This window comes from Peribacillus sp. GL_122, from assembly GCF_057835005.1.
This window is the reverse complement of sequence record NZ_CM174415.1, coordinates 5,129,384-5,146,123: the sequence shown is the minus strand read 5'-3', so window position 1 is coordinate 5,146,123 and position 16,740 is coordinate 5,129,384. Positions and strand designations below refer to the sequence as shown.

22 protein-coding genes are annotated in these 16,740 nt (G+C 41.7%); 11 read left to right on the top strand and 11 right to left on the bottom strand.

Features of this window, described 5'->3' with window-relative positions; translation table 11 throughout:
- Positions 1 to 82 precede the first annotated feature (82 nt).
- Positions 83 to 229: a hypothetical protein gene (locus AC3ISB_RS24945; RefSeq protein WP_181762319.1), complete on the top strand. Its 147-nt coding sequence runs from the start codon at positions 83 to 85 to the stop codon at positions 227 to 229.
- 47 nt (positions 230 to 276) lie between these two features.
- Here AC3ISB_RS24945 and AC3ISB_RS24940 read toward each other — a convergent pair whose 3' ends face one another.
- Entirely contained in the window at positions 277 to 972 is a 696-nt protein-coding gene (locus AC3ISB_RS24940; RefSeq protein ID WP_098369238.1) for a response regulator, read from the bottom strand.
- Positions 965 to 2,575, bottom strand: coding sequence for an ATP-binding protein (locus AC3ISB_RS24935; protein WP_489274832.1), 1,611 nt, complete (start codon positions 2,573 to 2,575; stop codon positions 965 to 967). Before AC3ISB_RS24935 ends, AC3ISB_RS24940 begins: the two co-directional genes overlap by 8 nt.
- 140 nt (positions 2,576 to 2,715) lie before the next feature.
- Between AC3ISB_RS24935 and AC3ISB_RS24930 the strand changes: the two genes are divergently transcribed.
- Positions 2,716 to 3,780 (top strand): DctP family TRAP transporter solute-binding subunit, encoded by a 1,065-nt coding sequence (locus AC3ISB_RS24930; RefSeq protein ID WP_098369239.1) that lies wholly within the window; start codon positions 2,716 to 2,718, stop codon positions 3,778 to 3,780.
- Positions 3,781 to 3,843: 63 nt separating this feature from the next.
- Here the strand turns inward: AC3ISB_RS24930 and AC3ISB_RS24925 are convergent, their stop codons facing one another.
- Together AC3ISB_RS24925 and yidD are read right to left on the bottom strand one after the other, a co-directional pair.
- Positions 3,844 to 4,788 carry a metal ABC transporter solute-binding protein, Zn/Mn family gene (locus tag AC3ISB_RS24925; RefSeq protein ID WP_144529337.1) on the bottom strand — a complete coding sequence of 315 codons (945 nt, stop codon included), beginning with the start codon at positions 4,786 to 4,788 and terminating at the stop codon, positions 3,844 to 3,846.
- Positions 4,789 to 4,909: 121 nt separating this feature from the next.
- Positions 4,910 to 5,131 carry a membrane protein insertion efficiency factor YidD gene (gene yidD / locus AC3ISB_RS24920; RefSeq protein WP_377400061.1) on the bottom strand — a complete coding sequence of 74 codons (222 nt, stop codon included), beginning with the start codon at positions 5,129 to 5,131 and terminating at the stop codon, positions 4,910 to 4,912.
- A gap of 209 nt (positions 5,132 to 5,340) precedes the next feature.
- Here yidD and AC3ISB_RS24915 point away from each other — a divergent pair, with 209 nt between their 5' ends.
- Positions 5,341 to 5,814 (top strand): S-ribosylhomocysteine lyase, encoded by a 474-nt coding sequence (locus tag AC3ISB_RS24915; protein ID WP_137019600.1) that lies wholly within the window; start codon positions 5,341 to 5,343, stop codon positions 5,812 to 5,814.
- A gap of 38 nt (positions 5,815 to 5,852) precedes the next feature.
- Here the strand turns inward: AC3ISB_RS24915 and ytzI are convergent, their stop codons facing one another.
- Positions 5,853 to 6,008: a YtzI protein gene (gene ytzI, locus AC3ISB_RS24910; RefSeq protein ID WP_098369241.1), complete on the bottom strand. Its 156-nt coding sequence runs from the start codon at positions 6,006 to 6,008 to the stop codon at positions 5,853 to 5,855.
- 124 nt (positions 6,009 to 6,132) lie between these two features.
- Between ytzI and AC3ISB_RS24905 the strand changes: the two genes are divergently transcribed.
- Positions 6,133 to 6,573: a Dps family protein gene (locus AC3ISB_RS24905; protein ID WP_098369242.1), complete on the top strand. Its 441-nt coding sequence runs from the start codon at positions 6,133 to 6,135 to the stop codon at positions 6,571 to 6,573.
- 95 nt (positions 6,574 to 6,668) lie between these two features.
- Here AC3ISB_RS24905 and AC3ISB_RS24900 read toward each other — a convergent pair whose 3' ends face one another.
- Positions 6,669 to 6,935 (bottom strand): DUF6154 family protein, encoded by a 267-nt coding sequence (locus AC3ISB_RS24900; RefSeq protein ID WP_370662567.1) that lies wholly within the window; start codon positions 6,933 to 6,935, stop codon positions 6,669 to 6,671.
- Positions 6,936 to 7,161: 226 nt separating this feature from the next.
- On the opposite strand from AC3ISB_RS24900, the gene AC3ISB_RS24895 reads away from it, so the two are divergent.
- Both AC3ISB_RS24895 and ytkD read left to right on the top strand, forming a co-directional pair.
- A complete protein-coding gene (locus AC3ISB_RS24895) occupies positions 7,162 to 7,512 on the top strand; it encodes a hydrolase (protein WP_397270710.1) in 351 nt (116 codons plus the stop codon).
- Positions 7,513 to 7,625: 113 nt separating this feature from the next.
- Entirely contained in the window at positions 7,626 to 8,096 is a 471-nt protein-coding gene (ytkD, locus tag AC3ISB_RS24890) for an RNA deprotection pyrophosphohydrolase (RefSeq protein ID WP_141994708.1), read from the top strand.
- 223 nt (positions 8,097 to 8,319) lie between these two features.
- Here the strand turns inward: ytkD and AC3ISB_RS24885 are convergent, their stop codons facing one another.
- The 3 genes from AC3ISB_RS24885 to AC3ISB_RS24875 are packed head-to-tail and all read right to left on the bottom strand — an operon-like array spanning position 8,320 to position 10,900.
- Positions 8,320 to 9,111 (bottom strand): ABC transporter permease, encoded by a 792-nt coding sequence (locus AC3ISB_RS24885; protein WP_260398182.1) that lies wholly within the window; start codon positions 9,109 to 9,111, stop codon positions 8,320 to 8,322.
- Positions 9,101 to 9,871: an ABC transporter ATP-binding protein gene (locus AC3ISB_RS24880; protein ID WP_098369246.1), complete on the bottom strand. Its 771-nt coding sequence runs from the start codon at positions 9,869 to 9,871 to the stop codon at positions 9,101 to 9,103. The genes AC3ISB_RS24885 and AC3ISB_RS24880 overlap by 11 nt, the downstream gene beginning before the upstream one ends.
- A 27-nt stretch (positions 9,872 to 9,898) precedes the next feature.
- Positions 9,899 to 10,900, bottom strand: coding sequence for an ABC transporter substrate-binding protein (locus AC3ISB_RS24875; RefSeq protein ID WP_397429092.1), 1,002 nt, complete (start codon positions 10,898 to 10,900; stop codon positions 9,899 to 9,901).
- 135 nt (positions 10,901 to 11,035) lie between these two features.
- On the opposite strand from AC3ISB_RS24875, the gene AC3ISB_RS24870 reads away from it, so the two are divergent.
- From AC3ISB_RS24870 to AC3ISB_RS24855, 4 genes are all read left to right on the top strand, one after another.
- Positions 11,036 to 11,827, top strand: coding sequence for an alpha/beta hydrolase family protein (locus AC3ISB_RS24870; RefSeq protein WP_260399859.1), 792 nt, complete (start codon positions 11,036 to 11,038; stop codon positions 11,825 to 11,827).
- Positions 11,828 to 11,865: 38 nt separating this feature from the next.
- A complete protein-coding gene (locus AC3ISB_RS24865) occupies positions 11,866 to 12,108 on the top strand; it encodes a DUF2584 domain-containing protein (protein ID WP_076370015.1) in 243 nt (80 codons plus the stop codon).
- A 272-nt stretch (positions 12,109 to 12,380) separates the two neighbouring features.
- Positions 12,381 to 12,845, top strand: coding sequence for a 2-thiouracil desulfurase family protein (locus tag AC3ISB_RS24860; protein ID WP_480340628.1), 465 nt, complete (start codon positions 12,381 to 12,383; stop codon positions 12,843 to 12,845).
- 41 nt (positions 12,846 to 12,886) lie between these two features.
- Entirely contained in the window at positions 12,887 to 13,657 is a 771-nt protein-coding gene (locus tag AC3ISB_RS24855; RefSeq protein ID WP_141994706.1) for a sulfite exporter TauE/SafE family protein, read from the top strand.
- 167 nt (positions 13,658 to 13,824) lie between these two features.
- Here AC3ISB_RS24855 and AC3ISB_RS24850 read toward each other — a convergent pair whose 3' ends face one another.
- Entirely contained in the window at positions 13,825 to 14,013 is a 189-nt protein-coding gene (locus AC3ISB_RS24850; RefSeq protein ID WP_144553028.1) for a Fe3+ hydroxamate ABC transporter substrate-binding protein, read from the bottom strand.
- A gap of 173 nt (positions 14,014 to 14,186) precedes the next feature.
- Positions 14,187 to 15,329, bottom strand: coding sequence for a non-hydrolyzing UDP-N-acetylglucosamine 2-epimerase (wecB, locus tag AC3ISB_RS24845; protein ID WP_489274828.1), 1,143 nt, complete (start codon positions 15,327 to 15,329; stop codon positions 14,187 to 14,189).
- Between the two features lie 190 nt (positions 15,330 to 15,519).
- Here wecB and AC3ISB_RS24840 point away from each other — a divergent pair, with 190 nt between their 5' ends.
- Positions 15,520 to 16,725: a glycosyltransferase family 4 protein gene (locus tag AC3ISB_RS24840; protein WP_076370021.1), complete on the top strand. Its 1,206-nt coding sequence runs from the start codon at positions 15,520 to 15,522 to the stop codon at positions 16,723 to 16,725.
- Positions 16,726 to 16,740 lie beyond the last annotated feature (15 nt).

The window sequence follows — 16,740 nt, the reverse complement described above, 5'->3', positions numbered from 1 at the left end:
TTTGTCTATTTTTTCTTTATTGGATTATTTTGTATAATGGAATTAAATGAATGGCAACCAAGGGAAAGGGAGGGGAGAGTGTATGAAAAAACCGTACCTAATTGCGGAAATTCTACTGAGAAGAGGCATGCCTGACTATGTTATAAAAGAAGTGACGGCTTTGCAGGAGTGCGAGCTGTTTCATTTGAAGAGAAAGTGGGGCCTCTATGACCGGAAGACAGGTGCGTAAAGAATGAAAGTAAAAAGGGAACCGTTCCGAGCCGGTCCCCATGCGTTTTAAGGTTTTTTAAGCCGGTACCTATTGACAGGGCGGCCTATGCTGCCATACTGTACGTCAAGCTGAAGGACTTCTTCGCCATGCAGGTATTCAAGATAGCGCCTTGCTGTAACTCTGGCGATACCAATCCCATCAGCCACTTCTTCTGCAGAAAGTGACCCAGGCTGGGTCTTTATGAATTTCGTCACCTGCTCAAGAGTCGCGCCATTCAATCCTTTGGGAACATCATATTTCGGACTCGCTTCAGAATGTGTTTTATTTTGAAAGAGAATTCGGTCGAGCTGGGTTTGAGAAATTTGATGGTCAGGTTCAACCTCCATCCGAAAAGCGAAGTATTGTTCCAGCGTATGTTTTAACCTATCGAATTTAAATGGCTTGATTAAATAGTCAAAAGCCCCGTTCTGCATCATTTTTCGGATCGTTTTCTGATCATTTGCCGCTGAAATGATGATGACATCCACATCAATTTGCTCTTTTCTGATTTGATAAAGTGTATCAACCCCGTTTAAAGAAGGCATGAAGATGTCCAAAATGACAAGGTCAGGATTAGACTGCCTGATTTTTACCAGACCTTCAAGCCCATTTGAAGCTGTATCAACGACTTTAAAGGCAGGCAGGCGCTCGATGAACTGTTTGTTGACCTCTTGGACCATTGGGTCGTCTTCAATTAAAAGTACACGAATTTCGTTAGTCATTTTGGTTCTCCTCTATATCGTGCATCGGAAAAGAAAGAAAAAAGCTTGTTCCTTCGTTAGGGCGTGTCGTGAATTTCATTTCGCCGTTCGCTTTTTTTACAATTTGGTCTATTAGATAAAGACCAATTCCTGATCCTTCCGCACCTTTTGTTGTAAAACCATACTCGAATATATCTTTATGAATGTCCTCGGGAATACCGGGTCCATTATCCTCAAGCACGATTTGACAATGAAGTTCATCCTGGTAGATGGATAAATAAACTTGTTTTGTTTCCTCAGAACAATGCTTTAACGCTGCGAATGAGTTTTCGATCAGGTTTCCGATTATCAAAACAAAATCGTGATGATCCAAATCAGCGGGGAAGCGGTCCAATTTCGTGTGCTTGTCCATGATGAGCTCAATTCCGAGTTCCCGTCCCAATGAGATCTTGCTTAATATCAGCCCCACTAAATTATCATCGTGAATGTGCTTCGTTAAAAACCTGGTCAATTCCTCTTGTTCTTCCGTGATTTGAAAAATGTAATGCAGCGCTTCGTCAAGATTACCTAGCTGGATCAATCCGGCTATCGTATGAAGTTTGTTCATATGTTCATGGTTTTGAACACGCAGGGCTTCAACGAATGCTTTGACACTAGTCAACTCTTCAGCTAGCTTCGTCACATCGGTGCGATCCTGGAAAATGGCCACAGCACCGATCGTTTTATCCGCAATCTTTATCGGTACCCGGTTGCTTACAATATTCCTGTTTTGAACGGAGATTTCCTGATTGAAGATGGGAGATGTCCGGTCGAGCACTTCTGGGAGACGGGTATCGTGTATAATATCATTGATATTCTTGCCTATGACTTCACCGTTGATATTGAATATTTGCTTAGCCTTTTCATTGAAAATCGTGATTGTTTCATTATTATCTATGGCGATGACCCCTTCATGCATCGCATTGAATGCGGCTGTCCTTTCAACCAACATCCGTGAAATTTCATGTGGTTCAAGTTGAAAGGTCTCTTTTTTTATCCTTTTTGCCATGAGCCATGAGCCGCATACCCCGAATAGAAGTGTAAGGACCAGGATGATCGCGATTTCGCCTTTCAGATCCTTGATTAACTCCGGTATCGTAGGCAAGATATTCCCTACAAGAACGACGCCGATTTGCTCTCTATCTTTATCAAGGATCGGGACAAAGGCGCGGACGGAAATGCCAAGTTCGCCAGCCGCCTTTGAAAGATACTCGTGCTCAGCGAACGCAGCGCTTTCATCACTGCTTTCCGAAGGGGTCCCCAATTGGCTGAACACCGGATGGGAATAACGTATATGCTGATTGTTAAGCACAACTATATAATCTGCTTGATGGATTTTCCTTAAGTTTTCAATAATCGGATTGAGCTGCGTCCATCCTTCGGGCTCACGGACCAATTTTTGTACTTCAGGGAGTTCGGCAATGGTATGGGCAGTGATCATGGATCGTTTGCCGATTTCATCTTCCCTGACCGAAACGATGTTTCCGAATATAAAAATCCCGCCTATTAGTATCGAAAAAGCGACGATTACGAATGATAGCAGGGTGATTTTAATTTGAATGGGCATATGAAAGGATTTATCCATTGTTTTTCCTCCATTACTTCTATACTTTATAGTAACAGAATTTCTATCGCTTTTCGCTATTTTTCGCGCATTGTATTACGACAGTAAAAAGCTGTGATAGAATAGTGATAATGTGAAGTGAGCGGTGAGGAGTTGTCGGTATGCGTGCATTATGGGGGTACTTATTATTAATTGGCCTGGGGCTGTTGATAGCAGTGTATATATCGTTTCAATCATTCTTTACAAGCTTCGGTTTCAATTTGCCGAAGGATGAGGAGCAGATCGGGATGAAGGATCAAATCGTGATTAAGTTCAGTCATGTCGTTGCCGAAAATACACCTAAAGGGCTAGCTGCGAACCGGTTTGCCCAACTTGTCGATGAATATACAGATCATCGGGTCAAAATTGAAGTTTATCCTAATCAGTCATTATATAGTGATCATGAAGAAATCGAAGCATTACAAGAAAACAAGGTGCAGATGATTGCTCCAACTACATCTAAAATTACGAGCATATCAAAGAAATGGATGCTATTGGACCTTCCTTACGTCTTTCCAACGGACGCTGCGTTGCAGGAAGCATTGAATGGGGAAGTGGGGGAAGAGCTGCTTAAGCAGCTGAACACCATCGATATCGAAGGACTCGCATTTTGGTCGAATAACTATAAACAGATTACAAGCAGTAAACCGATACGGCATCCAAGTGATTTTGCAGGAAAGAATTTTAGAATCATGCCAAGTGCAGTCCTGGAAAGCCAATTCAATCATTTTGGGGCGACAACTTCTGAGCTGGAGTTTAATGAAACGTTTAAAAGCCTTGAAATCAATGAAACGGACAGCCAGGAAAACACGATTTCGAATATCTATTCCAAGAAATTATATGAGGTGCAAAAATATTTAACGATCAGTGATCATGGCTATTTAGGGTATGTCGTCATGATAAACAAGCCGTTTTGGAACAAACTCCCGTTGGACATTCAACAGCAAATCCAACGGGCGATGGATGATACAACGAAATGGCTATGGATCAAATCAAATGAATTGAATCAGGAACAGCTTAAGGAAATCCAGCAAAAATCGAATATCGACATCTATAAACTGTCAGATGAAGAAAAGAAAGAATGGATGGATGAGATGACCGTCATCTATCCGGAATTCGAATCAACGATTGGAACCGAATTGATGACGAAGATGGAAAAGATCCGTGAAAAGCATTTAAAGGAATAACGAAAACACTCATTAAATAGCGGGGACAAAAAAAGAGCGGACCCAATGGGCCCGCTTTTTTTCCTATTGCAATGCAGTTTGAAGTGTCTTAACATTCTTTTCCATTAAACTGAAGTAATCTTCACCGGCTTCGATATCTTTATCCGTCAACACGGAAAGGTTATGGAGCTCAAGTGATTTCGCTCCCATTTCCTTTTGGATGATCTCGGTTAGTTTAGAACTGATATTTTGCTCAAAGATGACGTAGTTCAAGTCTTCTTCTTTAGCCATGGTTACGATTTTCCCCAGTTCCTTTTGAGAAGGTTCGTTTGAAGATGTTAGTCCTGTGACGCCAATTTGTTCCAATCCATAGCGTTCCTCCCAATAACCATATGCAGAATGGGAAACGATGATCTTATTGGTACGGCCCGACTCGATCGTCGTCGCGAATTTTTCATCAAGTGCCTCAAGCTTTTCGGAAAGCTCGTTGAAATGATTGTTGAAATATTCTTCCTGCTCCGGCATTTTTTTCGTTAATTCGTCCTTGATGGTTTTAGCCATGTCAATGGAATAGATGGGATCTAACCACAAATGCGGATTAACGCCCCCATGGTCATGACCGTCTTCTTCATGTGCATGTTCCTCTTCGTGTGCATGCTCATCAAGATGAACCGTTTCGCCCACCGCAATCGTACTGACGCCTTCTTTGCTTAGAATTGGTTCAGCCTTGGTTACAAAGCCTTCTAGATTATAGCCAATATAGAAAAATAGGTCTGACTCAGCCATTTTTACAATATCTTTTTGAGAGGGTTCGAATGAGTGTTCATCCGTTCCGGGAGGATAAACCGTCTCGACATTTACGTACTCCCCGCCAATGGCCTCCGTGAAGTACTGTAAAGGGTAAACCGTCGTATATATATTTAAGGCATCCTTGGTTTCTTCTTTACTCGATTCTCCCTTTGAGTTGCCGCAGGCTGACAGAAATACCGCAGTAACAAGGAAAAGTGAGAGCAATGCTCGGATTTTCATATGAAATGCTCCTTTATAATTCGTATTGATTACGATTTGAATGTTATGTGGTAAAAACGAAATGATTACGATTTGACTTCTGTATGATACAAAAGATTGCAAAAGAAAGCAAGGTTTTTTTCTATTGGTCCTCACTTTTTTCTTTTTTTTCAGGAACAAGGTCAATGCCCCCTGGATGAAACGGATGACATTTAAGAATCCGGATGAGTGCTAACCAGCTTCCTTTTATCGGTCCGAAACGATTGATCGCTTCCAAACCATAATGGGAACAAGTTGGGTAAAAACGGCAGGTAGGCGGTTTTAATGGAGAAATAGCAACTTGGTAAAAACGGATGATTCCCATTAATATTTTTTTCAACACAATGCTTTCATCTCTTTTCGAGTAAATTCGCTACCCTTCATTATAGCATATTTTCTAAATTTCCAATAAGGGTAAAAAAGGAATAAGTATATAGGTATTCCGATTGATATAATAAGAATTAATTTTAAAGGATGAAATATATTGTTATTCAAGGTAAAATAGAGATGACATACAATTAAGGAGTGAATTAAATGCCTTCAGTTGAAAGCTTTGAATTAGATCATAATGCTGTTAAAGCCCCATATGTTAGACATTGCGGTGTCCATAAGGTAGGAACAGACGGTGTTGTTAATAAATTTGATATCCGTTTTTGCCAGCCCAATAAACAAGCGATGAAGCCGGATACGATCCATACCCTGGAACACTTGCTTGCATTCAATATCCGTAAGCATTCCGAGCGCTACGATCATTTTGATATAATCGATATTTCGCCAATGGGATGTCAAACAGGATATTACCTTGTTGTCAGCGGTGAGCCGACAGTGACGGAAATCATCGATGTTCTTGAAGATACATTCAAGGATGCTGTTACAATTACCGAAATTCCAGCTGCAAACGAAAAACAATGCGGCCAAGCAAAATTGCATGATCTTGAAGGGGCTAAGAAATTAATGAATTTCTGGCTTGCACAAGATAAAGAAGATCTTCATAAAGTTTTCGGTTAATAAAAAAGTTCCTGTCATATTTGTGACAGGAACTTTTTTCATTTTTCGGGTTCTTCTTTTTTTCCCTCATCCTCAGGCAAAGAATCGATGGGATCGACTGTATGCTTGTAGCTGTAACCCTTTCCGATTGTTAGGACCGATAAGGCCAATACAATCAGAATCACAATAATGGATATGACTAAAACCGTAATCATACATCACAGCTCCTATCGTTCACAATTTAGATTCATTTTAGCATAAGAACCGAGTCAGAAAATGTTTCAATTTTGGAATAGAGGGAATTATAAAGGTATAACCAACTTACGGAGGTAGATATTTATGGCTCAGAAAAAATTAGGAACTTTAGTGAATAAGGAAATTGCAAACTTCAGTGTTCTTTATACGAAAATTCATAATTACCACTGGTTCGTGAATGGACCGCACTTCTTTGAACTTCACCAAAAATTGGAAGAGTTATATAAAGAAGTGACATCCAACTATGATGAATTGGCTGAAAGGTTATTGGCCATTGGTGAAAAACCGGTTGCCACCCTTAAAGAGTACATGCAATTAACGACGATCGAAGAAGCGACAGGTAATGAAAATACAGAAGATATGGTTCAAAGCGTCATCAGTGATTTTGAGAAGCTTTCCGAAGAGTTCCTGGAAATCATCGCAGTTGCCGAAGAAGAAGATCCGGTTACGGCTGATATGCTGACAGGCATGAAGAAAAGCTTAAACAAACATGCTTGGATGCTGCGAGCGTATTTAGGACATTAAGATATAGGAAATGCTCTACTTCGGTAGGGCTTTTTTTCTGGTTAAAACAATAAAAAAGGCATCCATCAAAAGAGGGACACCTGACAAGGTATGTATTAATGAATATTCCTTGGCGGAAAATGTGTAGGTTTCGTGTCGTTCAAACTATTTTGAGCGAACTTCCCTTTTAACGTTTCAATAATGTAAAGGCCCATTAAATTGGTCAGTTCTTGATCATCCATCTCTTGAAGCAATTCGAAAATTTCCTTGCGGTCAAGTTGTTCCAGAACCGCAAAAGTAAGCATATCAATATCTTCTTCATCACCAGTCATCTTATCACGGTACATATTGTATAATTCTTCAATTAACTTCAAAACTCTCACCTCACATTTATTAGAAATCCGTTATCTCTTTATATGTAGGTTATCAAAAAAACCTCTGGGTGCATATAAAAATCTTAAGGGATGCTTGGGCTTATTATATGTTTTACCCTTTGAAAGATACTTTAATCTATTATTTAACATCTTTGTTCTTCTGTAAACAAAATTTTCCATCGTATGAAGTCGGGAAATACGTGAAAAATAAGCGTAGGATATATGGAAAGGGTGGATGGATGTGTCTGAAAACAGGAAAAAATATTACATTTGGCTTCCAAATGGGCAGATAACACAAGACAGGGAAAGTTCTCCATGGAATTTCGAGATCGAGGCGACCGATAATGAAATCATCAAGTTACGTGAATTATTTGATTATAATTATTCAATAGGCGAAGAAAATTTTTACCGGGCACATGTCCCATACCTTCAATACCATTTTGACCGTGAAAATGATAAACAGGATATCACACTCCAAAAAATTTACGAAATGATTTATGCTCTAGGTACTGATGAAGGAAGACGGCATATAGAAAGCATGGGGATTTTACAGGCAAAACCAACAGACGATGGCCTCGAATATTGAGGGTCCATCGTTTTTTTGATGTGATGCAGATTCTGGCTGGATAGTGGTTTTTTTTACCCATATAATGATAGAAGGGACATAGCATTATTTCTTATATGGAGAGAAGGGGAAAAATGAAACGTTTTCTTGATAAGAACGGATATAAGGTGGAATACTCCGAGGATCCTGTCTTTGGAGAGTCTTGGCATGTTTTTGTGCTAAGCAGATATAAGGGCAGGTGGGTATTGACCAAACACAAAGAGCGGGGATTGGAGTTCCCCGGAGGAAAGCGGGAAGCAGGGGAATCGATTGAAGAAACGGCCATAAGGGAAGTGTATGAAGAAACAGGAGGCTTGGTGGGCCAGCTGCAATTTTTAGGACAATATAAAGTACATGATCCAGTGAAGCCATTCGTTAAATCAATATACTACGCTGTATTGCGTGAAGTAGAGAAGAAACAGAATTACCTGGAAACGGAGGGCCCGATCTTTTTGGAAGCATTGCCGGATGTACTCGGTGAGGAGTTTAGCTTCATCATGAAAGACGAAATTGTACCGTTGAGCTTATCAAGACTGGATGACGCCATTTTGCTGAGAAACGAGTAAATCTGCCGGAACTCACGAGTAAATGTTCGAAACTCACGAGTAAATCGCCGGAATTCACGAGTAAATCGCTGGAATTCACGAGTAAATCGCTGAAACTCACGAGTAAACGGTCGAAATTTACGAGTAAATGACCGAAACTCACGAGTAAATCGCTGAAACTCAACTAAATTCATGTTTTATCTCAGCATGAATGAAAAACTGCCGAGGGTTATCGGCAGTTTGGTTAGTCTTTGATTAATTTTCGCTCGAGCAGTTCTACTAGTTGATACATGATTGTGGCAAAGACGGCAATGATCATCAAGGCAAGCATCACAAGGGTAAAGTTGAAGACTTGAAAGCCATAAATGATGAGGTAGCCGAGTCCTTTGGCCGAAACAAGGAATTCCCCTACGATGACGCCGACCCAGGAGAGGCCGACATTCACTTTCAATGTCGAGATGATCGTTGGGAAGGAGGCGGGTAATATGGCTTCCCGAAAAGCTTGTGTTCTTGTGGCGCCAAAAGTTTGGAGTACCTTCAGGTAGTTCGGGTCGACTTCGCGAAATGCGGTGTAGACGACGATGGTGGTGATGATGATGGAGATGATCGCCCCCATCGAGATGATGGATGGAAAGCCAGGGCCGAATGCTACAATGATGATGGGGCCGAGTGCCACTTTCGGCATGGCATTTAAAATGACGAGATAGGGGTCAAGTGTTTTGGATAATCTTGGCGACCACCAAAGCAGGGATGCCAGGATCGTTCCAAGCAGTGTCCCTATGATAAAGCCGAGAACGGTCTCGAATAGCGTCACTCCGGAATGGGATAGCAGTGTTCCATCACCTAGTTTCTGTATGAAAAGATGCCATACTTTAGTTGGGGAGCTGAAGATGAGCGGATCTATCACTTCCGTTCGGGATAAAATTTCCCAACTGCTGAAAAAAACGATGAAAATCAGGATCTGATAAAAGCGGATGAGCCTGTTTTCTTTTTTTAATGAGGTTTTATATTGGTTATGAAGCTGTTCAATATTCAAGGCTCTCAAGCTCCTTCCAGATTGTTTGGAATAGCATCGGATACTGTGGATGGTTTCGTGCATGGAAAGGCGTGAGTTCACACAGTTCATCGGGCACCTTGAAGATTTTGTGCACGCTTCCCGGGTTCGCGGAAAACAGATAGATGCGGTCGCTCATTGCAATGGCTTCACCGATATCATGGGTGACGAGCACGGCTGTCTTTCCGAAGGATTTCAGGGTTTCAAAAACAAGGTCTTCCAGCTTCAGCTTCGTTTGGTAATCAAGAGCCGAAAATGGTTCATCAAGCAAAAGGATTTTTGGGTCGACCGCCAGTGTCCGTGCCAGTGCGGCCCTTTGCCTCATTCCTCCCGAGAGTTCGCGCGGATATGATTTTCCAGTGCCTCCCAATCCAACGTCACTTAAAAGTTTCAGCGTTTTTATTCTTTCAAGGCCTTCATCTTTTTTAATCAGTTTCAATCCTAATAATATATTTTCTTCTATCGTCTTCCATGGAAATAGATAATCCTGCTGCAGCATATAGCCGATTGAAAGGTCACTGTTGGCTTTCAGCGGTTTGTTTTCGAGCAGGATCTTTCCTGCAGTGGGCGGAAATAGCCCGGCGATGATGGAAAGCAGGGTGGTTTTTCCGCAGCCGCTCGGACCTAGAAAAGAGACGAATTCACCTTTTTCAATGTCGAGGGAAATGTCCGCTAGTGCGGTCGCTGCCGTCTGATTTGAAAAATAAGTATGGTGAATGTCTTGGATTTTTAAAAAGCTCATCGGACATCCTCCTTACCTTTAGCTATGCTATTTTGTGACTTCTTCAGCAAAATCGGTATTGACCAGCTCATCATGGCTTATACGTGAAGGCAGCTCGCCTGCTTCATCCATGATGTTTTGCAGATTGTTCCATTCTTCTTCATCAAGAATGGGGTCTGTGGCAAAGGATCCTTGTTCTTTGTAGCGGTTGATAACTGTTTCCATCGTCTCGATATTGGTATCTTCAAAATACGGCTGAATAACTTCGGCAATTTCGGCAGCATCATTTTCCTGAACCCAATCCTGTGCTTTCTTCAATGCCCTCGTGAATTTTTCGACAGTCTCTTTGTCTTCTTTCAAATAGCTTTCCTTAGCCATATAAACTGTATAGGGAAGATGCCCGGACTCAGTGCCGAAAGAAGCGACGATATAGCCTTTTCCTTCTTTTTCAAAAACACTGGCCGTTGGTTCGAACAGTTGAACGAAATCGCCGGTTCCGGAAGCGAAGGCAGTTGCGACATTCGCAAAATCAATATTCTGGATGAGGTTCAAATCTTTTTTCGGGTCTATGTTATGTTTTTTCAATACGAACTCGCCGGCCATTTGTGGCATTCCGCCTTTTCGCTGGCCTAGGAATGTAGAGTTTTTCAGCATATCCCAATTGAAGTTGTCAATTTTTTCACGTGAAACAAGAAACGTTCCATCCGTCTGTGTTAATTGAGCGAAGTTGATGACAGGGTCTTTCGAATCTTGTGCCTGAACGTAAATCGATGTTTCAGAGCCGACGAGAGCAATATCCGCACCATTGGACAGAAGCGCGGTCATCGTCTTGTCTCCGCCTGCCGTCGTTTTCAAATCAATGCTTAGACCCTCATCTTTAAAAAATCCCTTTTCAATCGCTACATATTGCGGTGTATAGAAAAGGGAGTGGGTCACTTCGGCAACCCTGACCTTCGTTGTTTCCTTTTCCTTGTTGCCGCATGCTCCAAGCGGGATCACCAGCATGCACAGAAGTAAAAACACGACACCTGCTTTACACCATTTTTTCAAAAGTCCTTCCTCCTTGATATATAGGTATTTTGCCTACATTATCGTATGAACAGAAGAAAAAAATGTGAATGCCTCTCAGGGGATAAAAACAAGCGGATGTTTTACAATAAGAATAAAGAGAAAGGAGAGTGGAAATTGGAGAACGGAACGATTATTTCAAAACGGCGGTTTCCATCACCGCATCCACGAATCCATCTTTATTCAGTCACATACATATCACAAGGCCTGAAGGTAAAGGGGCTTCTAGCTGAACCGGTTGATGGCGAAATACATGACGCTTTCTTATATTTACGCGGCGGGATAAAAAATGTCGGCAAGGTGAGGCCTGCAAGGATCGTGCAGTATGCTGTAGAAGGCTTCATCGTTTTTGCTCCTTTTTACCGTGGTAATCAAGGAGGGGAGGGAGATGAGGATTTTGGAGGCGAAGATAGATTCGATGCGATATCAGGATTCAATCTTCTTGAACAGCACCCCCGGGTGAACAAGGATCACATTCATATCCTCGGATTTTCCCGTGGCGGCATCATGGCGCTTTGGACTGGGATATACTGCAGGAATGCAGCGTCGATCGTCACATGGGGAGGTGTGTCGGATATGTTTTTAACATATGTCGAACGTGTCGATATGCGTCGGATGATGAAGCGGGTCATTGGCGGAACACCTAAAAAATGCCCCGAGCAGTATGAATACCGTACGCCATTGTTTGCAATTGAGGATTTGAATGTACCCGTTCTGATCATTCATGGTGAAAAAGATGACAATGTCGCCATTGAACACGCGTACCGTTTGGAAAAAAGGTTGAAAATGCACGACAAAGAGGTCGAAAGCTGGTATTTTCCTCAATTCACGCATTACTTCCCACCCGCCGTGAACAGAAAAGTAGTCGAAGATTTAACATCTTGGATGAAAAGTAAAACCGAAAAATGATAGAATGAAGTATATATTGGCAAGAGGAGGAGATACACATGGGCATGCCTATGGAGCTAAATACCATGATCGTTACAAAAGGGAACGAAACCCGTGAAGAAGAAAACATTTTTCGGCTGTCGAAAGATGGTTACAGGTTATACCCTATCGATATTCCAATCGATGTCCGCAAGACGATTCAATCTGACTCAAGCGGAACAGCCGTTATCCAAAAAATTGAATGGACAAGTGAAAAGACCATCATTACGTACCAACTACTATCACTGAACTCAACTAACTAAATAGACAAGCGCTTGCCGGGAATCGTCTCGCAGCAAGCGCTTTTTTTGATTGTGTTGCATAATTCGACCTGTGCGCCAATAATAGCACCAACGCTCCAATAATCCGACATGTGCCCAACGAAATCGGCCGTAAACTCCCATAATTCGACTTACACGCCAATATTCCAACCGACATCTTATCAGCGCGAAATCCCTTGTGGATTCAATCTTCGAAATGATTGTCATTAAAAGAATGGTAAAATGGTGTAAAGCGCATGAGGTTGGGTGATTTGATGATTTTAGTGAGTTCTTGTTTAGCGGGCCTTGATGTAAGATACAATGGTACACACAGCTTGGATGATGGAATTATGGAATTAGTGAAGGAGAAAAAGGCGATAGCGGTTTGTCCAGAGTTGCTTGGCGGTTTTTCGACACCGAGGGATCCTGCGGAGATAGTTGGCGGTGAAGGTGGGGATGTCCTTGATGGAAAAGCGAAGATCATCGAAAAGTCGGGCAGGGATGTAACGGATCTGTACATAAAGGGAGCGAATCTTACATTATTGAAAGCCCAGGAGGTAGGGGCGACGCTAGTCGTTTTGAAAGAAAATAGTCCATCCTGTGGAAGTGCCACGATTTATAATGGGGAATTCAAGGGGGAGAAGAAGGTCGGGAATGGGGTGACCGCGGCTTTGCTTAGGCGGCATGGATTCACGGTCATTTCAGAGGAAAGGTTATACGATTATCTGGATGAAAAATGAGTAAGGCATTATAGATAGTGCTTTTGAAAGAAGGGGTATACATGGAGGATATCAATCTCTATACTTTGCTATTTTTAATACTTGCGGGTTTTATTGCCGCATTCATCGATTCCGTTGTGGGCGGGGGCGGATTAATTTCCATTCCGGCTTTATTGTTCACGGGGATTTCGCCTTCAGCGGCACTTGCCACTAACAAGCTGGCGGGTACAATGGGATCTTTAACGAGTACGATTTCATTCATTCGGGCTGGAAAAGTGGATTTCAAATTCGTCATCAAGCTGTTTCCGATTACTGTGATTGGAGCGGCGTTAGGAGCATACGTTGTACATTTCGTTTCCGCAGAGATACTGAAGCCCCTCATTTTGATTTTGCTGGTCATTGTCGCGATTTATACGTTGGTAAAAAAGGATTGGGGTAAAGATGCAAAGTATAAAGGGCTGAAAAGGAAGAAAATGATTCTTTTGATAGTCATAATATTTGCGATTGGCTTTTATGATGGTTTTCTTGGACCAGGCACAGGTTCCTTTTTATTATTTTCATTTTTGATTATCGGGTTTGATTTTGTCCAGGCTGCCGGGAATGCAAGAATATTGAATTTCGGGAGCAATATTGCCGCACTTATCATTTTCTTATCTATGGGGACCGTCAATTTTGCCTATGGAATTCCGATGGGTCTGGCAATGGTCGCAGGAGCATTGGTAGGAACGAACTTCGCAATTAAGAAAGGTGCTTCCTATGTTCGGATATTATTCATTTGCGTCACGATTTTATTGATTGGAAAAAATGTCCTTAATTATTTTCATGTGTTATGATGGATGGTTTCCGCGAATGATTCCTATTAAAAATGGCCGGAGATACTAAGCGTATTTGTGGCCATTTTTACATTCATTTTGTGAAATTCAAGTCTGAGTGAACACCAAATTGATCCTTGACCTTACCTGATTTTTCATACTAATCCTCCTGTTTCGTGTCATGACTATCAATTCGGCAGGGAGATTTTATCCTCCTTATCAAAACAAACTTCGCAGATGAAGCTTCCTTCATTTTTTAAATATGCCTTTATTTCAGTCATCCCTTTACGCTTCGGATAACGCATTTTCACAAGAACGACTTCATCCCCCTTAATTTCTTTACCACATTTACCACACTTGGGATCTTCCCCGAACATCTAAACACCTCCCAGTAATTTAAAGTTATTGATCTACCCAAACTATCACATAGGTATCTAACATTTTCAAATTCAAATTAGGATTAGTTTTGTACTCATTGTTTTAATCTGGCTGAATAGAAAAAGCCTGCCGCTAACGTGACAGGCTTTTCTCATTATTCTCTTGTGCTTTTTCATAAAGGAAGGGGGGATTTCATTCCGCAATGCTTTAACAGGATTTCGACAATCCGCTGTGAAGCGAATCCATCTCCATATGGGTTGGAAGCTGTCGCCATTTTTCTATAGGCCTCTTCGCTTGTAAGCAGGTTATTGGTCAATTGATAAATTCGTTCTTCTTCAATCCCTGCCAATAAGAGAGTGCCAGCGTCGATTCCTTCCGGACGTTCTGTCGTATCGCGCAGCACGAGAACGGGAACGCCTAGTGATGGGGCTTCTTCCTGCACACCTCCGGAATCTGTCAGGATAAGATGTGATCGCGCCGCAAAATTATGGAAATCAATCACCTCTAAAGGTTCTATTATATGCAGCCTATCATTATCGTTGAAAACCTCATGAGCGATTTCGCGAACGACTGGGTTTTTATGAATGGGGAAAACAACTTGGATATCCCCGTGTTCATCAAGAAGCCGTTTCACGGAACGGAATATTCCTTCCATTGGTTTTCCGATATTTTCACGGCGGTGTACGGTCATTAATAGCATTTTATCACCATTCAACCCGGAGAGAATCGGATGAATGTAGTCTTTTTGTATCGTTGTTTTCAAGGCATCGATGACAGTGTTGCCGGTAATATGGATATAATCATTGTTTTTGTTTTCCGCTAGGAGATTTTCAGCAGCCTTCTTGGTAGGCGCAAAGTGCAAGTCAGCCAAGACTCCGGTCAACTGTCGATTCATTTCTTCAGGGAACGGTGATTGCTTATTCCAAGTACGGAGACCAGCTTCAACGTGACCAATCTGTATCTTATTATAGAAGGCGGCCAAGCTTGCGATGAAAGTTGTCGTTGTATCCCCATGAACGAGGACGATATCCGGTTTTATATCTTTCATGAGCGAACTCAATTTTTCAAGCCCTCGAGTTGTAATCTCTTCTAATGTTTGTCTATCCTTCATCATATCCAAATCGTGATCTGGCTTTATTTGAAAACATTGCAAGACTTGGTCGAGCATTTCCCTATGCTGGGCGGTGACCACCACGATGGTTTCTATTTCTTCTTGATGCTTTTTCAGTTCCAAAACGACTGGTGCCATTTTGATAGCCTCTGGTCTTGTACCAAATACGGTCATGACCTTTATACGTTGTTTAGGCATGCTCATTTCCTCCTCTTCTGAATGTCTCCCCCATTATAACGGGAAGTTCATGGGAAATATAAAAATGAAACAATAATTAACAGAATTTTTACAATATTAATAAGGACTTTATATTTCTTTAACCTTCAGTTAATATCTGGCATTTACAATATAAAGCAGGAAGCATAGCTAAGCAGAATAGAGGTGATAGGCGAATATGAAAAGCGTCCTGATGATCGTACAAAACTTTTATCCGGAAATCGGAAGTGCGGGAAATAGAATGAAAAATATATATCTCCATTTGAAAAGAAACGGATTTGAGGTAACTGTCATCACATTGAAGCCGAGTTATCCTAATCAAAGTTTATATCAAGATACAAAGTTTTGGGATGAAGAAAGCATTGAAGAAGATGTCATCAGGATTAAACCGGACAAAGTGAAGAGGTATACAAGCAATATGGGGAAGCGGTTGCTTCATTATCTTGAAGCGATGTGGCTTTTCATTTATACAATTATCCGTCTCGAAAAAAAATATGATTATGTGTTTGCCACGACCCCGCCGATCTTCCCGACATTTGCGGCGTTGATCGCCAAGAAGAAGATGAAGGCGAAACTCATTACCGATGTCAGGGATTTATGGCCGGAATCGTTGATAGGAGTTGGGGTATTCACTAATAAGTGGGTTTTGAAAATCGCTTTCTTCCTGGAAAGGAAGCTATATCGGCATTCGGATTTTATTATCATCAATAGTCCTGGTTTCAGGGATTATATCGTTGCAAAGGGAGTCAAGGAAGAGGCCATCCAATTCATCCCTAATTCGCTTACTGCGGATGAGCTGACGTTAAAGAATTTGCTTACACCCGTATCGGAAAAAGTAATCAAAGTCGTTTATGCGGGGAATATCGGACTGGCTCAGGACTTGAAAAAACTGATAGCCGTGGCTGAAAAGCTAAGGGAACATAAACGAATCGAGTTCTCGATGATTGGATATGGATACCGGATATCCGAAGTAGAGAAGGAGATAAGCTCTAGAGGGCTGACTAATATTAAGATGATTAATGCGATGAATCGAAGAGTGACCCTTCATGAAGTTTCAACGTCCCATATTGCCTATGTGAGCTTGGTTGAAAAAGAAGTCTTCAATAAGGTTTTGCCTGGTAAAATCATCGATTATATGTGTGTCGGAAAACCGATTGTCGGTGATGTGGACGGCAGGGCCAAGAAGATGCTCAAAGAGGCGAAATGCGGGTTGGTGGCAGAGAGCAGGAATGTTGATGAAATCTGTCAGCATATCTTGACCATGGCCTCAGATCCAGCTCTTCGTGAAGAACTGGGGGAAAACGGTCATCGGTATGCTAAACAACATTTTCAATGGTCTAAAAATATTAAAGGTCTCATCAATGTGATGGAGGCGTCAGGCTGAAAAATCCGGAAGTGG

What these genes read in the sequence shown, in the direction of transcription:
- AC3ISB_RS24945 (WP_181762319.1), top strand. Translation starts at nt 83, where the DNA reads ATGAAAAAACCGTACCTAATTGCGGAAATTCTACTGAGAAGAGGCATG.
- AC3ISB_RS24940 (WP_098369238.1), bottom strand. Translation starts at nt 972, where the DNA reads ATGACTAACGAAATTCGTGTACTTTTAATTGAAGACGACCCAATGGTC.
- AC3ISB_RS24935 (WP_489274832.1), bottom strand. Translation starts at nt 2,575, where the DNA reads ATGGATAAATCCTTTCATATGCCCATTCAAATTAAAATCACCCTGCTA.
- AC3ISB_RS24930 (WP_098369239.1), top strand. Translation starts at nt 2,716, where the DNA reads ATGCGTGCATTATGGGGGTACTTATTATTAATTGGCCTGGGGCTGTTG.
- AC3ISB_RS24925 (WP_144529337.1), bottom strand. Translation starts at nt 4,788, where the DNA reads ATGAAAATCCGAGCATTGCTCTCACTTTTCCTTGTTACTGCGGTATTT.
- yidD (WP_377400061.1), bottom strand. Translation starts at nt 5,131, where the DNA reads ATGGGAATCATCCGTTTTTACCAAGTTGCTATTTCTCCATTAAAACCG.
- AC3ISB_RS24915 (WP_137019600.1), top strand. Translation starts at nt 5,341, where the DNA reads ATGCCTTCAGTTGAAAGCTTTGAATTAGATCATAATGCTGTTAAAGCC.
- ytzI (WP_098369241.1), bottom strand. Translation starts at nt 6,008, where the DNA reads ATGATTACGGTTTTAGTCATATCCATTATTGTGATTCTGATTGTATTG.
- AC3ISB_RS24905 (WP_098369242.1), top strand. Translation starts at nt 6,133, where the DNA reads ATGGCTCAGAAAAAATTAGGAACTTTAGTGAATAAGGAAATTGCAAAC.
- AC3ISB_RS24895 (WP_397270710.1), top strand. Translation starts at nt 7,162, where the DNA reads ATGGATGTGTCTGAAAACAGGAAAAAATATTACATTTGGCTTCCAAAT.
- ytkD (WP_141994708.1), top strand. Translation starts at nt 7,626, where the DNA reads ATGAAACGTTTTCTTGATAAGAACGGATATAAGGTGGAATACTCCGAG.
- AC3ISB_RS24880 (WP_098369246.1), bottom strand. Translation starts at nt 9,871, where the DNA reads ATGAGCTTTTTAAAAATCCAAGACATTCACCATACTTATTTTTCAAAT.
- AC3ISB_RS24865 (WP_076370015.1), top strand. Translation starts at nt 11,866, where the DNA reads ATGGGCATGCCTATGGAGCTAAATACCATGATCGTTACAAAAGGGAAC.
- AC3ISB_RS24860 (WP_480340628.1), top strand. Translation starts at nt 12,381, where the DNA reads ATGATTTTAGTGAGTTCTTGTTTAGCGGGCCTTGATGTAAGATACAAT.
- AC3ISB_RS24855 (WP_141994706.1), top strand. Translation starts at nt 12,887, where the DNA reads ATGGAGGATATCAATCTCTATACTTTGCTATTTTTAATACTTGCGGGT.
- AC3ISB_RS24850 (WP_144553028.1), bottom strand. Translation starts at nt 14,013, where the DNA reads ATGTTCGGGGAAGATCCCAAGTGTGGTAAATGTGGTAAAGAAATTAAG.
- wecB (WP_489274828.1), bottom strand. Translation starts at nt 15,329, where the DNA reads ATGAGCATGCCTAAACAACGTATAAAGGTCATGACCGTATTTGGTACA.
- AC3ISB_RS24840 (WP_076370021.1), top strand. Translation starts at nt 15,520, where the DNA reads ATGAAAAGCGTCCTGATGATCGTACAAAACTTTTATCCGGAAATCGGA.